Here is a 12,616-nt window from a genome sequence, read left to right on the forward strand (position 1 = left end):
TCGCGCGCCGATTGTGACGCCGCTTGCCGTCCGTGCCGCCTCCGCCTCACCTGGGGGTTAGCCTTAACCCAATGGAGCTCGAGGATCGGAAAATCTCGGTGAGTGATTCTGGCGAGGTGGATGCAACCCACCTTCGTATTGCGCAGATCGTCCAGGATCTGTACGGCAGGCCCGATACGGACTCTGACACCGTCATCGCCGAGCTGGCCGAGCACGCCGCCGTTGAGATCCCCGGTGCGGAGTACGCAGGCGTTACCGTCACCCGCAACGCGAAGCAGATCGACACCCCGGCGACGACGCACAAGTGGCCGCTGCTGCTCGACGAGATCCAGCAGCGCCACGGCGAGGGTCCGTGCCTGACCGCGGCGTGGGAGGAGAAAATCATCCACGTCGCCGATTTGACGACAGACGAACGGTTTCCGCTGTATGCGCGGGACGCGTTGACGGAGACGCCGATTCGTTCGGTGATGGCCTTCCAGATGTGGATCGCGGGCGAACAGATGGGCGCCCTCAATGTCTATGCCGAGATAGCTCATGCGTTCGGCCCACAGACACGTGAGATCGGGTTGGTCTTCGCGGCGCACTCCTCGGTGGCATGGAACGCGGCACGGCGCGATGAGCAGTTCAAGAGGGCACTGACAAGCCGTGATGTCATCGGTCAGGCCAAGGGCATGCTGATGGAGCGCTACGGCGTCAACGCCATCCAAGCCTTCGATCTTTTGCGCAAGCTTTCGCAGGATTCCAATACGCCGTTGATTCAGATCGCCGCCGATTTGATCGAAAAGCAGCAGTCCTCGATCGAATAGCGGGGGTTTCGTCTCAAACGCGGCGGGCAATCAACTGCGCATGAGTGTGGAATCGAAACCGGCCGCCGACGCGTCGATCGGCGAGCTCATGGGTCAGTTGTCGGCGCAAACATCGCGACTTGTCCGTGACGAAATGCGACTGGCGCAGAAAGAGCTTCAGCAGTCGGTGAAGCATGCAGGTGTCGGCGCGGGTCTCATCAGCGCCGCGGGACTGCTGGCCGTCATCGGGCTGATGACCTTGATCGCCGCCGCAGTGGCCGCGTTGGCGCTGGTCCTGCCCGTGTGGGCGGCCGCCGTCATTGTGGCCGTGGTGCTGTTCATCGGCGCCGGTATCGCCGCGTTGTTCAGTCGCAAGCAGGCGGAGGAGATCGCCCCGCCGGTGGCCGAGAGTGCCGAGAGCGTCAAGGCCGACATCAAGGAACTTAAGGAAGCACGCCAATGAGCCAGCCGCAAGCCGCCCGTCCGGAACCCGGCCCCGAGGCGGACATCGACGAGATTCAATCAGACATCGCGGAGACGCGAAAAGAACTCGGTCAGACCGTCGAGGCCTTGAGCGCCAAGATGGATGTCAAACAACGGACGAGAGACAAGGCCGCCGAGACGAAGGAGCGCGTCGCCGAGAAGGCCGCCGACACCAAGGAGGCCGTCCTGGACAAGGCGCACGCGGTTCAGCACGCGACGCTCGACGACGGTCGGGCGAAGGTCACCGTTCCGACTGCGACGTTGGTCGTCGCCGGTACGGCTGTGCTGGTGTGGTTGCTGTGGCGGCGACGCCGCTGAGCCTCTCGGCTAGGCCTTGCTCGGCACGGCGGTGACAAGACCGCCGTCCATGATGAATTCGCTGCCCGTGGAGTAGGACGACTCGTCGCTGGCCAAAAAGACGATGAACGTCGACACCTCCTCCGGCTCGGCGGGACGGCCGAGCGGGATGGTGACCATGTCCTCGGGAAGGTGCGCGGTCATCGGGGTCCGGATGAAGCCGGGGTGCACCGAATTCACCCTAATGTTCTTGGGCGCCAACTCGAGTGCCGCCGACTTCGCCAGTCCGCGCACCGCCCATTTCGACGCCACATAGGGATGCACGAACGGCGCGCCGCGCAGGCCCTCGATCGATGACACGTTGATGATCGACCCGCCGCCCGCGTCGATCATCGGTTGCACCGCGGCGCGCATGCCGAGGAACGTGCCTGTCAGGTTGACGTCGATGACCTTTTGCCATTCGTCCAGATCGAACTTTTTGAGCGGGCCGAGCGCGACGATCGCCGCGTTGTTCACCAGCACGTTGAGCTTGCCGAACTCGCTGACGGCGGTTTCGACCGCGGCCTGCCACTGGTCGGGCTGTGTGACGTCGAGGTGCACGTAGCGCACGCTGTCGCCGATCTCGTCGGCCACCGCCTTGCCCTCGGCGTCGAGGATGTCGCCGATGACGACCTTGCCGCCCTCTGCGACCAGCATCCGCGCATGCGCGGCACCCATCCCCCGTGCGCCGCCACTGATGAGCGCAACCTTGCCGTCGACGCGTCCCATGCGGTGTTCTCCTTTGTCGTTGTCGTGCGCACTAATTGACGTCGAACAGTCCCTTGCCGGTGATCAGTGGAAGGTCCAGTGTCGTCCTGATGCCCGGTGGTGCGGCCACCACCGCGGGAATCGCGTTGACCACCCTGCCTGCGCCGGCCGCGATGGCGGCGTAGTTGTGGTCACCCCTGCGGCTGGTCGGGCAGATGTCGACGGTGTACGACGGCTCGCCGACGATCTCCACCCGGTAGGACCCGCCCGGCTGTGCGGGCTGCGGCCAGTCCGGCGCCAGGTCTTCGCGAAGCCGGGTGACGTGGTCGATGACGATGACGGGCTTGCCCTTGACCAGCCCGATGATCTCGAAACGCAACGCGGCCTGCCCGCCTTTGGGGATGTGGCCGGCCGCGACGTCGAAAGCCTCCGGCGCAGGGATCCGCGTGCACGAGTCCTTGATTTCGTCGACCTCGATGCCGAAGCCCGCCGACAGTTGGCGGATCGTCGTCCCCCATGCCATCCCGAGCACGCCGGGCTGCAACAACATCGGCGTCTCGTCGAGCGTCCACCCGAAGCCCATCACGTCGAACATCACGGTGGAGCCGTCATACGTGGCGTAGTCGGCGATCTCCATGCACCGGACCTGTTCGAGGCGCTGGCAGGTGCTTGCGATCGCGAACGGAATGAGGTCGTTAGCGAAGCCAGGATCCACCCCGGAGATGAAAAGACTTGAATTACCTTGCCGCGCAGCATCTTCGATGGGCGCGATGTACTTGTCGGGCATGACGCCCCACGGATACTGGAAGACGCCGGGAGACGTTCCGACGACGTTGACTCCTGCGGTGAGGATGCGGAGAACGTCGGTCACCGCCTCGGGTATCCGGTTGTCGCCCATTGCGCAGTAGACGGCGCAGTCGGGTTCGGTGGCCAACAGCGCGTCCAGATCATTGGTCGCGGCGATGCCCGTCGACGTATCGAGTCCGGCGAGTTCGCCCGCGTCCTTGCCGACTTTGGCGTCCGAGGACACCCAGACGCCGGTCAGTTCGAAGCGGGGATCGCTGATCAGGTGGTTGAGCGCGATACGTCCTGCGTTGCCGGTGCCGATGTGTGCGACGCGAATCGCCATTGCTGTCTCCTCAAGGCCGCGGCTGGACAGCTGTCCAACTTATCGGATGCGGCCCGCGACAAACAAGGCAGGTCATAGACGTGCACTGACTGCGGCTGGTGATCGACCCCCGGGATCAGCTGGAGTGCCGGACAGTTGTCCAGCACTCCAGCTGGCGTAACTACGTCACCCGCCGCCTGCGCCCGAGGGCGAAGGCCAGACCGAGGGCACCGAAGCCAAGGCCGGCGACCAGACCGGCTGCGGCGATCAGGTACATCTGCGAGCGATCGAGATCGGCGGACTCGTCAGACGCCAACTGCATCCGATAGTCGCCGGGCAGCGGCGCTTCCTGGGGTTCGCCCAATCCGGGGTACTGCTGCGTGCGATGGACCTCGAACTGGCGCTCGCCTGTCGGCGATGTGGTCCACTGCCCCCATGCCGGCGTGGCTCCGTCGAGCAACACCTTGCGCCCGCCGTACTGCACGTCGTCGCCGAGGTCGACGATCTGGTTGACCCGGAACGGCTGGTATGTCGCGTCCGAGTACCGCACCTGAACCGGCACGTTGTCGTAGCGCAACAGCGGTGGCGGCGGCACGAACGGCGCCCCGATGGCCGGGACGTAACCGCCACCGAAGAACGTTCCGACCGCGACGTTCACCACGTCGGCTGCAACGTTCGCCACGTCGGAAACCACGTTCGCCGCGCCCAGTACGACAGCCGTGAAGCTGTACGCAGCCAACTCGGCCACATCGACGACGACCCTCGCGAGAGGCTGAATGACCAGAATCCGCGTGACGTTCGCGAGCGCGTAGACGATCCGCACCGGAGCCCGGAAAGGATTGAAGATGATCGGCCGGTAGTACCGGTCGTATTCGATCCAGTTTCGATCCCACTGACGAACCTTCTTGTCCCAGAACTTGTTGTCCCAGTCGCGGCCGTGCTCCCGGTCGCGATCGCGTCCTCCGATCGAGAAATCAGACCCCGCACCGATTTCGGACTCGAACGGTCCGAGCTTCTGCTTGCTCTGCAGGTTGATCGCGCTGGCCAGCAAGTCGACGTCTTGCTTCGACGCCGGCTCCGGCTTCACTTCGATCGGATCCGCCTTCTTGGCGAGCTGGACGTCCGCCTCGGGGGCCGTCAGCGTCTCGGGTTCCGCCGTCGCAATCCGCTGCGCGGCCTTTGATGCGGTCGGCGGGCCGCTCTGTGCCTCGTCGGCTGCCGGTGCCTGCTTTTGGTCGGCGGCGCTGCCGCCGGCGTCTGGCTTCTTCCCGGGCACAAGGTTCTTCGGAGCCTGCGCACCCTGCTGCGCGTCGCCCGGCCCGGCAGGTGGATCCACCGCGGGAGCTGAAGCGGGTGCGTCCACCTTCGGTGCATCGACCCTCGGCGCGTCGGCCTTCGGCGCGTCGCCGCCGGGCGCGTCGACCGTCGGCGCATTTGCCTTGGGTGGGTCGGCCTTGGGTGCCTCCACGACCTTGGGTGCCTCCACAACCTTGGGCGGGTCGGCTTTGGGCGCCTCCACGACCTTGGGCGCCTCGACGGCCTTGGGCGCCTCCTTCTTCGGCGCCGGCGCCTGAATCGGCGGTGCGGGCGCCACGGGCTGGGGTTGCGGTGCCTGGACCTCGGGCGGCGCCTGCACCTGCGGCGCAGGAGCGGCGGGGGCGGCGATCTCGGGAGCCGGCGCCAACTGCTGGGGCGGAGCTTCGACCTTCTGCGGGGCCGGTTGTTCCTTCGGCGCACGCGGTGCTTCTTGTTCGGGCGCGACCTGGGGCGCCTCCGGAACGATGATTTCGGGCGTTGGGATGATCGGAATGCCCGGATCGCTGTGATCCGGTTTGGCCAAGGCGGGCGCGACTCCCCCGGTGAGTGCGCTCATGGAGATGACGACCCCCGACGCCAGCACAGCGACGGTGCTACGACGGAAGCAATTCTTGATGGGGGCACGCATGTAGGTATCGACTCCTCTGCTCTCAGAGATGGCGGGTGGCCGCCACCGCTGCTATGCAGCCATCTCCCCCGACACTGGAAGTGGGCCAGCAGGCGCCGCGGTGCTTGTGTAGCCGAAGCGCCGCTTGTGGCGGGGCGACGATCCGGTTCCAACAGTTCAATCGCTCCCGATCCGGATGCGTTACAGCCGTAGGATTCCGCTCGTACCCAAACGCGATCGGAGTGCTGCCATGGAGACGCGGGACCGGCTGTTCATCGGAAACGAATGGGTGGCGCCCGCCACCAACCGCACCATCGACGTCATCTCTCCGATCACCGAAGAGGTATACGCGCGCACGCCGGACGGATCACCGGCCGACATCGACCGGGCCGTCGCCGCGGCCCGCGATGCGTTCGACAACGGCCCGTGGCCCAACTCGACGCCGGACGAACGGGCAGATGCGATTGCCGCGCTGTCGCAGGCACTGCAGAAGCGTGGAGCGCAGATCGCCGACGTCGTCACCAACGAGAACGGGTCCCCCGCGTCGCAGTCGCTGGGTATGCAGGTGTTCGCGGCCACCATGGTTCTCGACATCTACGCCGACATCGCGCGCAGCTATCCGTGGACTGACGAGCGTGTCGGTGCCATGGGCCAGAAGGTCGTGGTGCGCCGGGCACCCGTCGGCGTCGCGGCGGGGATCATTCCGTGGAACGTGCCGCTCTACATCATGGCGATGAAGCTCGGGCCGTGCCTCGCGTCGGGGTCGACGATGGTGCTCAAGCCGGCGCCCGAGACGGCGCTCGACCCGTACCTGCTCGCCGAGGCGGTCCTCGAGGCCGGGATTCCGCCTGGCGTGATCAACATCGTCACGGCGTCGCGCGAAGCCAGCGAGCACATCGTCATCCACCCAGGCGTCGACAAGGTCAGCTTCACCGGTTCGACGGCGACGGGCGCCCGCATCGGCGAGCTGTGCGGCGCGCAGATCAAACGCGTGACGCTCGAACTCGGAGGCAAGTCCGCGGCGATCCTCCTCGACGATGTCGACCTCGACGCGCACCTGCAGAACATCATCATGTCGGGAATGATGAACAACGGGCAGGCCTGCGCCGCGCAGACCCGCATCCTCGCGCCGCAATCGCGCTATCAGGAGATGGTCGACGCACTGACCGCCGGCGTGGGTGCGATGGCGGTCGGCGACCCCAACGATCCCGCCACCGCGGTCGGTCCCGTTGTGGCAGAACGGCAACGGGACAAGATCGTCGGCATGCTGGAGTCGGGCAAGGCGCAGGGCGCCAAAGTTGCGGTCGGCGGCGGTAGGCCGGCGCATCTGGAGAAGGGCTGGTTCATAGAACCGACGCTCTTCTACGACGTCGACAACGCGATGCGGATCGCGCGTGAAGAGATCTTCGGTCCTGTGCTGTCGGTCATTCCGTACGAGACCGAAGACGACGCCGTCCGCATCGCCAACGATTCGGAGTACGGGCTGTCGGGTTCGGTGTGGACCGCCGACGTCGACCACGGCGCCGAGGTCGCGGCACGCCTGCGCACGGGCACCGTCCCGGTGAACTCGGGCCTGCTCCTTGACTTCAAGTCCCCGTTCGGTGGCTTCAAGAAGTCCGGCCTCGGACGCGAGTGCGGGCCCGAGGGCGTCGATCCCTACATCGAGTACCAGTCGATCATCTACCCGAGCTAGGCGAGCTGCCGAGAAGCTGCCGGTACCGTCACGTTGTGACTGCATACGTCCGGCTCGGCGTCGCCGCCGCGTGTGTGGCGGTCACCCTGGCCGGATGCAGCCAGGCGACTGCTGTCGACGGGCGTGCCGTCTCCATGCGCTATGACCCTTATCGGGTCGCTGGTCTGCCGACCTCCGATGGGCCAAGCGGACTCCGCACGGTACCGCCATCGGCCGCCGACCGGGTGCAGAACACCGACGACGGGCAGATCGACCGCGAGGCGTTGTCGGCAGTGGACGACATCGAGGATTTCTGGTCGCAGCATTACTCGGACGCATTCGCGGGCACCTTCACACCGGTGTCCCGGCTCGTGTCGGTCGATCCGAGGACTTCGGACACGATCTGCGGTGAACAGGCCAGCGCATTCGACTTCAACGCGCTGTATTGCGCACCCGATGACCTGATCGCCTGGGACAGAGTCGATCTGATGCCCGTGGCCAAGGAGTTCTTCGGCGACATGACGATCAACGGGCTGCTGGCCCACGAGTACGGTCACGCACTGCAGACACGCGCGGGGCTGGTCGGCGAGCAGAAGTCGTCGATTCTGGTTCGCGAACAGCAGGCCGACTGCATGGCAGGCGTCTACATGCGCTGGGTGGCCGAGGGCCACTCGTCCCGATTCAGCATCAACACCACGCGCGCCCTCGATCAGGTGATGGCGGGTGCGATCGCCGGGCGCGATCCGGTCTCGACATTCGACACCATGTCGCTCGATCCGCCGTCGCACGGCACCGCCCTCGACCGGGTGAGCGCGTTCCAGACGGGATTCGACGTTGGCGTCGATGGTTGCGCCGCAATGGATTCCGGCGAGATCGAGCAGCGCCGCGGCAATCTTCCGCCGTCGTTGTTCGATCCGGCCAGCCCGCAGAGCGATATCACGATCGACGAGCAGACATTGTCGACCCTGATGGAGCTGTTGGATCAGATCTTCGCCCCGGCGAACCCGCCGACGCTCTCCACAACGGGCGAGGGCTGCTCAGCGACCCAACAACAGCCGGTCGCTTACTGCGCCGACACCAATACCATCGGCGTCGACCTGCCCACGCTTCGTCAAATCGGCGCGCCCGCCGACGAGAGCGACTTCGTGCTGTTGCAGGGTGACAACACCGCACTGTCGATGGTGACGTCGCGTTACGTCCTTGCCCTGCAGCAGAAAAAAGGCCTGGCGCTGAACACACCGGCGGCCGCGATGCGCACCGCCTGCCTGACCGGTGTCGCGCAGCGGAAGATGGCCGACCCGATCCGCGGGCCGTCGGGCAACCAGCTGGTGCTCGGTGCCGGTGATCTCGACGAAGCAGTCTCGGGTCTGCTGACCAACCCGATAGTGGCCACCGATGTCAATGGGACACCCGTACCATCCGGATTCACCCGGATACTCGCCTTTCGCACCGGTCTCCTCGGCAATGCCGACGATTGCTATCAACGGTTCGCCTGAGAGAATCGGCACGTGAGCGGACCGCGGGAGCCCAGACCCGCGGAGGAACCGTGGTGGAAGAACGCCAACACACGTGTTCCGCCGCCACCGATGCCGGCCCGGCGACCCCCGGCACGACCATCGCGGCCTCCACCACCGCCGCCGCCGGCGTCGCCACCGACGCTGGCACCCCGACCCGGCTCAGCGCCCCACCGGCACAACGAACCGGCCAGGAACCGGCATGGGAAAGCGGTATCCAGCCGCCGCAAGGGCGGACAGGTCGCGCTGTTGATCGCCGTCGGCGTCATCGCGATATCGGCGGCCGCCATCGGAATCGTGTTCGGGCTGTCGCAATTCGACGTGCTGAAAGGCAAGGTGCTCAAGGTGTCCAAGGCCGAGGCCGGCGTTCAGCGGATACTGCTGGACCCCGCCGACGGCTACGGCGTCACCAGCGTCACCGACGTCGTCTGCAACAACGGTGAAGACCCACAGATCAAGAAGGGCGGCACCTTCACGTGCGACGTGATCGTCGACGGTCGCAAACGTCAAGTGCTGGTGGCTTTTTCCGACGACAACGGCACCTACGAGGTCGACCGGCCTCGATAACGATTCACTCCGGTAGGCCGAAGAGTGCAACCACCCCGTGGTCGCGGCCTGCGGTATAGCCGCCGTCGACGGCGATCGCCTGACCCGTCACGAACGAGGCATCGGGAGACACCAGGAACGCCGCCATGGCGGCGATCTCCTCGGGCCTGCCGAGTCGCGCAAGGGCGTGCTCGTGCGTGATCGAGTCCAGCGGGCCAGACATTCCGTCAAGGCGAAACACGCTGTCCAGCATCGGCGTTGCGATGAAGCCGGGACAGACGGCGTTGGCGCGGATGCCGCTGGGACCGTAATCGAGTGCGATGTTCTTGGTGAGCAGCACGACACCTCCCTTCGACGCGTTGTAGCCGCTGCCACCCGCAGTCCCTTCGAGGCCTTCGACGCTGGCGAGGGTGACGATCGACCCACGCTCGCCATCCGCTCGTGGTTGCTTGATCATCGCGGTCAGTGCGGCCTTGGCGACCAGGAAGGTCCCGGTGAGGTTGATCGCGATCACCCGGTCCCACTCGGCCTTGTCGAGTAGGTGGACCGGACCGCCGCTGGCGATGCCTGCAGCGTGAACGACGCCGTCGAGTCGGCCGCCGACGGCGGCGAACACGTCGGCGACCGCAGATTCGTCGGACACGTCGGCCGCGACGAACGTGAACCGCTCGCCGAGGTCGGGCGGTTCATTCACGTCGGCGCCGATGACGGTGCCGCCTTCGGCGAGTAGGCGTTGTGCGCTGGCAAGGCCGATTCCCGATGCCGCGCCGGTGACGACAAAGGTGCGCGAATGGGCTCGGTCTCTTTGTTCTGTCACGGCGATCACATTAACCGCGAGGGATGAATTCGGGCTGTCTGCGGGTTCTCTCATGCATTGAGCGATCTTGACCAACCGAAAAGAGCCGACGATGCGCAGCCGCAGATTTGTCACACCAACGCCCCGCACGCTGCGCTGGCTGGCAGCCGCCGTCGTTTCCGTCGCGGCACTCATCGGGCCGCAGGCCAGCGGACTCGCGTCGGCCGCCGGAGACTCCTCGTGTTCGGACGTGGAGGTCGTCTTTGCCCGCGGTACGTTCGAGGCGCCTGGCGTCGGAGCGACCGGGCAGGCGTTCGTCGACTCGCTGAACGCGCGCCTCAGCGGCAAGACCGTCGAGGCCTACGGCGTCAACTACCCGGCGTCGCTGGACTTCCAGGCCGCCGCGAGTGGCATTGCCGACGCCGCCAACAAAGTCGAGGCGATCGCAGCCAACTGCGCGAACACCCAGATCGTGCTGGGTGGCTACTCGCAGGGCGCGGCCGTGGCCGGCTACACCACCACTGACACAGTTCCGGCCGGGATTGCCCTGCCCGACGGCGTCGCAGGCACGCTGCCGCCCGCGGTCGCCTCGCACGTCGCGGCCGTCGTGTTGTTCGGCACTCCGTCGGACTGGTTTCTGAATCTGGTCGCGCACGACGCACCGCCGATCACCATCGGTCATCTGTATACGGCCAAGACCCTCGAGCTGTGCAATACCGGAGACCCGATCTGCTTCCCCGGTGGCAGTGACCGCTCCGCCCACAGCGCCTACAGGAGCAACGGAATGGCCGACCAGGCAGCCGATTTCGCGGCGCACGCTCTCACCGCGCGGCTGTAATCAGTTGATCAGTTCGCGTGGCCCGGTCGGCAGGCGCCAGTGAAAGATCATGGCCGCCGCCAACCGTAACGCGGTGGCCAGCACGGTGCCCACGACCAACGCGACCCATTGCTCTGCGACGTAGTCGACGCCGACGTAGGTGATCGCTCCGAGCATCGCCGGGATGGCATACAGGTCGTCGGGTCCCATCACCATCGGAATGTCGCGGGCCAGAACATCTCGGATGATGCTGCCCGTGATCGCCGACAGCATGCCCAGCAGGCACGCGGCGAACCAGCTGGCGCCGTTGTCGACCGCCAGGGCGGCACCGGAGGTGGCGAAGAAGCCCATGCCGAACGCGTCGAGCACAAGGATGCCGGTGTTCAGGCGAATGACGACGTTGGCGAAGACCGTGCCAAGTGCGACGGCACCGAGAGCGACGGTCATGTTCCCCCAATGCTGAATCGAGTACGGCGGGCTGATGTCGAGGAGCAGGTCGCGAAGGATTCCTCCGCCGACGCCCGTCAGCACACCCATGACCGCTATCCCGAACAGATCGAAGCCTTTGCGCACTCCGACCACTGCCCCTGAAGCCGAGAACACCGCGATTCCGGCGAAGTTGAGAATTGTCTGCAACACGGGTCGAACCGTAACCCGGTTTGGAGACCCCACGATGGCATCCGAGATGTGGGTTGGAGTGGTCCCGACTGGGATCGAACCAGTGACCTTCCGCGTGTGAGGCGGACGCTCTCCCCCTGAGCTACGAGACCGGGGACGACGTCGAAGATTAGCACGCAACCGCACGGCCACCGGAACGCAGTCGATGTCCAGGAATCACTCAGCAAAGGCGCGGGAACCAGGTAGCGTCGAATCGTCTGAGGTGGCGCTCACCGGTGGCGGAAGGGATTTGTGTGGCTCCGCTGCGGTGGACTATCGTCGTCCTTCGCGACGGGCGACGATCTCGCCCGTGGCGTGCGGATGTAGCGCAGTTGGTAGCGCATCACCTTGCCAAGGTGAGGGTCGCGGGTTCGAATCCCGTCATCCGCTCGAAGGTGCGGTGGCATCAACCCCATTGGTGGAGTGGCCGAGTGGTGAGGCAACGGCCTGCAAAGCCGTGCACACGGGTTCGATTCCCGTCTCCACCTCCAAGGTTTCAGGCGCGATTAGCTCAGCGGGAGAGCGCTTCCCTGACACGGAAGAGGTCACTGGTTCAATCCCAGTATCGCGCACCAAGTTCGATGCAGGTCAGAGGTAGTTTCTCAGACCAGATGCGGACCGCATGAACTCTATGTGAACTGGTCAATCGGGGCGCTAGCAACCGACACGAGAGGTAGCTAGCCATGACCACCACATCCACAACCCCTCCACATCCGGCACTAGTTGCACTGCCAGCCAAAGCCGTACGGACCGACGAATGGGAGCCGGACGACGACGACGGCCGGTACTACCGGTACTTCGCAGGCGAGGACCGCCAGGTGGTCGCCTGCACGAAGTACGGCAAAGACCTCGCCGTCTGCGCCAGCGGCTTCCAGCACGACGACGGAAGCATCGCGGACGGATCGGACGAGTTCTACTCCGCTCCCGACATCTCCATATGCACCTTCGACGTCGAGGACGGCGGCCAAACAGAAACCGGCATCAGCCTCACCGGGGAAGCCGCCCGCCGCTTGGCCGATGTTCTTGTCACGGCGGCCGACGAACTGGATGGGTGGTCGGCGCGATGACCGCCACAGTGAACGGGCATCAGGAGAAGATGGTCGCCAACCATTCGCACTGCATCGTGTCGTGCGGATGGGCTGACTGCGACGGCGGGCACGGGGACTACTGCGAGCGCACTGTAGGCGGTAGTGCTAACGCCGTGACCGAACCAGGTTGGGCCGCAACGCAGGTCTGGTGTTCCGTGATCTCGTCGTACATTCGTGGCACA

The 12,616-nt window shown here is 65.6% G+C and carries 14 protein-coding genes and 4 tRNA genes; 12 read left to right on the top strand and 6 right to left on the bottom strand.

Going from position 1 to position 12,616, the window contains the following annotated elements; all coding sequences use genetic code 11:
* Positions 1-71 precede the first annotated feature (71 nt).
* The 3 genes from QOJ24_RS21215 to QOJ24_RS21225 are packed head-to-tail and all read left to right on the top strand — an operon-like array spanning position 72 to position 1,586.
* Positions 72-806, top strand: coding sequence for an ANTAR domain-containing protein (locus tag QOJ24_RS21215; RefSeq protein WP_526264827.1), 735 nt, complete (start codon positions 72-74; stop codon positions 804-806).
* Between the two features lie 40 nt (positions 807-846).
* A complete protein-coding gene (locus QOJ24_RS21220) occupies positions 847-1,248 on the top strand; it encodes a phage holin family protein (RefSeq protein ID WP_526264829.1) in 402 nt (133 codons plus the stop codon).
* On the top strand, positions 1,245-1,586 hold the full coding sequence (locus QOJ24_RS21225; RefSeq protein WP_526264831.1) for a DUF3618 domain-containing protein: 342 nt from the start codon (positions 1,245-1,247) through the stop codon (positions 1,584-1,586). The genes QOJ24_RS21220 and QOJ24_RS21225 overlap by 4 nt, the downstream gene beginning before the upstream one ends.
* Before the next feature lie 9 nt (positions 1,587-1,595).
* On the opposite strand, the gene QOJ24_RS21230 is transcribed toward QOJ24_RS21225, so the two are convergent.
* From QOJ24_RS21230 to QOJ24_RS21240, 3 genes are all read right to left on the bottom strand, one after another.
* On the bottom strand, positions 1,596-2,333 hold the full coding sequence (locus QOJ24_RS21230) for a glucose 1-dehydrogenase (protein WP_526264833.1): 738 nt from the start codon (positions 2,331-2,333) through the stop codon (positions 1,596-1,598).
* A gap of 31 nt (positions 2,334-2,364) precedes the next feature.
* Positions 2,365-3,441 carry an NAD(P)H-dependent amine dehydrogenase family protein gene (locus QOJ24_RS21235; RefSeq protein ID WP_526264835.1) on the bottom strand — a complete coding sequence of 359 codons (1,077 nt, stop codon included), beginning with the start codon at positions 3,439-3,441 and terminating at the stop codon, positions 2,365-2,367.
* Between the two features lie 160 nt (positions 3,442-3,601).
* A complete protein-coding gene (locus QOJ24_RS21240) occupies positions 3,602-5,365 on the bottom strand; it encodes a hypothetical protein (protein WP_526264837.1) in 1,764 nt (587 codons plus the stop codon).
* Positions 5,366-5,594: 229 nt separating this feature from the next.
* Here QOJ24_RS21240 and QOJ24_RS21245 point away from each other — a divergent pair, with 229 nt between their 5' ends.
* The 3 genes from QOJ24_RS21245 to QOJ24_RS21255 are packed head-to-tail and all read left to right on the top strand — an operon-like array spanning position 5,595 to position 9,097.
* On the top strand, positions 5,595-7,037 hold the full coding sequence (locus QOJ24_RS21245) for an aldehyde dehydrogenase (protein ID WP_526264839.1): 1,443 nt from the start codon (positions 5,595-5,597) through the stop codon (positions 7,035-7,037).
* A 35-nt stretch (positions 7,038-7,072) separates the two neighbouring features.
* Positions 7,073-8,512, top strand: a complete 1,440-nt coding sequence (locus QOJ24_RS21250; protein ID WP_526264841.1) for a neutral zinc metallopeptidase — start codon at positions 7,073-7,075, stop codon at positions 8,510-8,512.
* Between the two features lie 12 nt (positions 8,513-8,524).
* Positions 8,525-9,097, top strand: coding sequence for a DUF4333 domain-containing protein (locus QOJ24_RS21255; RefSeq protein ID WP_526264843.1), 573 nt, complete (start codon positions 8,525-8,527; stop codon positions 9,095-9,097).
* A gap of 4 nt (positions 9,098-9,101) precedes the next feature.
* Here the strand turns inward: QOJ24_RS21255 and QOJ24_RS21260 are convergent, their stop codons facing one another.
* Positions 9,102-9,893 (bottom strand): SDR family NAD(P)-dependent oxidoreductase, encoded by a 792-nt coding sequence (locus QOJ24_RS21260; RefSeq protein WP_526264845.1) that lies wholly within the window; start codon positions 9,891-9,893, stop codon positions 9,102-9,104.
* 91 nt (positions 9,894-9,984) lie between these two features.
* Here QOJ24_RS21260 and QOJ24_RS21265 point away from each other — a divergent pair, with 91 nt between their 5' ends.
* Positions 9,985-10,710: a cutinase family protein gene (locus QOJ24_RS21265; protein WP_526264847.1), complete on the top strand. Its 726-nt coding sequence runs from the start codon at positions 9,985-9,987 to the stop codon at positions 10,708-10,710.
* Here QOJ24_RS21265 and QOJ24_RS21270 read toward each other — a convergent pair whose 3' ends face one another.
* Both QOJ24_RS21270 and QOJ24_RS21275 read right to left on the bottom strand, forming a co-directional pair.
* A complete protein-coding gene (locus QOJ24_RS21270) occupies positions 10,711-11,328 on the bottom strand; it encodes a TRIC cation channel family protein (protein WP_526264849.1) in 618 nt (205 codons plus the stop codon).
* Positions 11,329-11,387: 59 nt separating this feature from the next.
* A tRNA-Val gene (locus tag QOJ24_RS21275) sits at positions 11,388-11,459 on the bottom strand.
* A gap of 204 nt (positions 11,460-11,663) precedes the next feature.
* On the opposite strand from QOJ24_RS21275, the gene QOJ24_RS21280 reads away from it, so the two are divergent.
* The 5 genes from QOJ24_RS21280 to QOJ24_RS21300 form a co-directional block, all read left to right on the top strand.
* A tRNA-Gly gene (locus QOJ24_RS21280) sits at positions 11,664-11,736 on the top strand.
* Between the two features lie 27 nt (positions 11,737-11,763).
* A tRNA-Cys gene (locus QOJ24_RS21285) sits at positions 11,764-11,837 on the top strand.
* A 9-nt stretch (positions 11,838-11,846) separates the two neighbouring features.
* Positions 11,847-11,921, top strand: a tRNA-Val gene (locus QOJ24_RS21290).
* A 108-nt stretch (positions 11,922-12,029) separates the two neighbouring features.
* The gene (locus QOJ24_RS21295) at positions 12,030-12,413 is read left to right on the top strand and encodes a hypothetical protein (RefSeq protein WP_526264851.1); all 384 of its coding nucleotides are present in this window, start codon (positions 12,030-12,032) and stop codon (positions 12,411-12,413) included.
* Positions 12,410-12,616: hypothetical protein (locus QOJ24_RS21300; protein WP_526264853.1), on the top strand; the 207-nt coding region annotated here is incomplete at its 3' end. The genes QOJ24_RS21295 and QOJ24_RS21300, both read left to right, overlap by 4 nt.

The organism is Mycobacterium sp., assembly GCF_032159775.1.
GTDB lineage: Bacteria > Actinomycetota > Actinomycetes > Mycobacteriales > Mycobacteriaceae > Mycobacterium.

What these genes read in the sequence shown, in the direction of transcription:
- QOJ24_RS21245 (WP_526264839.1), top strand. Translation starts at nt 5,595, where the DNA reads ATGGAGACGCGGGACCGGCTGTTCATCGGAAACGAATGGGTGGCGCCC.
- QOJ24_RS21225 (WP_526264831.1), top strand. Translation starts at nt 1,245, where the DNA reads ATGAGCCAGCCGCAAGCCGCCCGTCCGGAACCCGGCCCCGAGGCGGAC.
- QOJ24_RS21220 (WP_526264829.1), top strand. Translation starts at nt 847, where the DNA reads ATGAGTGTGGAATCGAAACCGGCCGCCGACGCGTCGATCGGCGAGCTC.
- QOJ24_RS21265 (WP_526264847.1), top strand. Translation starts at nt 9,985, where the DNA reads ATGCGCAGCCGCAGATTTGTCACACCAACGCCCCGCACGCTGCGCTGG.
- QOJ24_RS21295 (WP_526264851.1), top strand. Translation starts at nt 12,030, where the DNA reads ATGACCACCACATCCACAACCCCTCCACATCCGGCACTAGTTGCACTG.
- QOJ24_RS21240 (WP_526264837.1), bottom strand. Translation starts at nt 5,365, where the DNA reads ATGCGTGCCCCCATCAAGAATTGCTTCCGTCGTAGCACCGTCGCTGTG.
- QOJ24_RS21235 (WP_526264835.1), bottom strand. Translation starts at nt 3,441, where the DNA reads ATGGCGATTCGCGTCGCACACATCGGCACCGGCAACGCAGGACGTATC.
- QOJ24_RS21230 (WP_526264833.1), bottom strand. Translation starts at nt 2,333, where the DNA reads ATGGGACGCGTCGACGGCAAGGTTGCGCTCATCAGTGGCGGCGCACGG.
- QOJ24_RS21215 (WP_526264827.1), top strand. Translation starts at nt 72, where the DNA reads ATGGAGCTCGAGGATCGGAAAATCTCGGTGAGTGATTCTGGCGAGGTG.